General features: G+C 54.9%; 2 protein-coding genes. Both read left to right on the forward strand.

Features of this window, described 5'->3' with window-relative positions; all coding sequences use genetic code 11:
* Nucleotides 1-43: 43 nt before the first annotated feature.
* Nucleotides 44-1051 (forward strand): GTPase Era, encoded by a 1008-nt coding sequence (era, locus tag EJP87_RS16680; RefSeq protein WP_227657736.1) that lies wholly within the window; start codon nt 44-46, stop codon nt 1049-1051.
* On the forward strand, nt 1035-1248 hold a 214-nt coding region (locus tag EJP87_RS16685; protein ID WP_193771493.1), incomplete at its 3' end, for a recombination protein O N-terminal domain-containing protein. The genes era and EJP87_RS16685, both read left to right, overlap by 17 nt.

A 1248-nucleotide genomic window follows, 5' to 3' on the forward strand; every position in this document is an offset into this window, starting at 1 on the left:
AACCGACAGAAGAGCGGTTTGCGCACGATATGGAGATACTTTTGTGATAAAGCAACCCAAAGCAAGTCGAGTCAACGAAAAAGCAGCAACCGCACCTTTCAAATCCGGCTTTGTCGCCATAGCCGGGCAACCCAATACCGGCAAATCCACCTTCCTCAATATGGTTTTGGGGCAAAAAGTGGCTATCGTCACCCCCAAAGCACAAACCACCCGGACCCGCATTCTTGGGGTTTGCCATCGCCCCAATTGTCAAATCATTCTGCTCGACACCCCAGGCATCCATCGCCCAGGCGCCTCCCTGTTCAACAAGGCCATGGTGCGCACTGCTTACGAAACCTGCCGAGAAGGAGAGCTGATCCTCTACTTTATCGATGGCACCCGTGGCCTCAACGATGCCGATCGTACCATCCTGGAGCGGTTGCAACCAACCAACAACCAGGAGAAACAGCGTCCCGTACTCCTGGTTCTCAACAAAGTGGATCGTCTGCCCGAACCGCTTCTGTTTGCCCGTCTGCAGGCTTTGCAGGAGATCCCCTGTGTGGCAGTGGTACCGATCTCCGCCTTGACCGGTTATAATATCGAGCATCTGCTCTCCTTGTTGCCCGACTATCTGCCTGAAGGGCCGCACTATTTTCCAGAAGAGCAATGGACCGATCAACCAGAACAATTTTTTGCTGCCGAAGTGATTCGTGAAAAACTTTTTCTGCACCTGCAAAAAGAGCTTCCCTATTCGCTGGCCGTACACCTGCATAAATTTCAACCCCGTATCCCGGCTGGAGAAAAAGAGATCTGGGATGTAGAAGCCACCATTCTCGTCGAACGCGAGTCCCAAAAGGCGATTGTCATCGGACAAAAAGGCAGTATGCTCAAACAGGTGGGCAGTGCCGCCCGCAAAGAGTTGGAGCAACTCTTCTCCGTGCCCATCTTCTTAAAATTATGGGTGCGGGTCCGCAAAGAGTGGGGCGAAGATATCTCGCTGCTGCGCAATCTGGGTTATCCCACCGTCAACCAGGACGCCGACTCTCCTGAGGAGGATGTGGCGCTCGGATGAGGGGGTGCTGCTGCGGCGCACCCCCTTTCGTGAAACCTCTCTGGTGCTGCATCTGTTCAGCAAGCAACAGGGAATTCTGGCCTTGGTCGCCCGTGGCGTGCGCGCCCAATCGGGGAAAAATTCTCCCCTGATGCGAGCGGCCCTGGCCGGTTTTCATACCCTCTCCTTCAGCCAGCAGGCCCGCTCTGCACAGGCCA

Origin of the sequence: Candidatus Magnetaquicoccus inordinatus, assembly GCF_004217665.1 — a bacterium.
GTDB lineage: Bacteria > Pseudomonadota > Magnetococcia > Magnetococcales > Magnetaquicoccaceae > Magnetaquicoccus > Magnetaquicoccus inordinatus.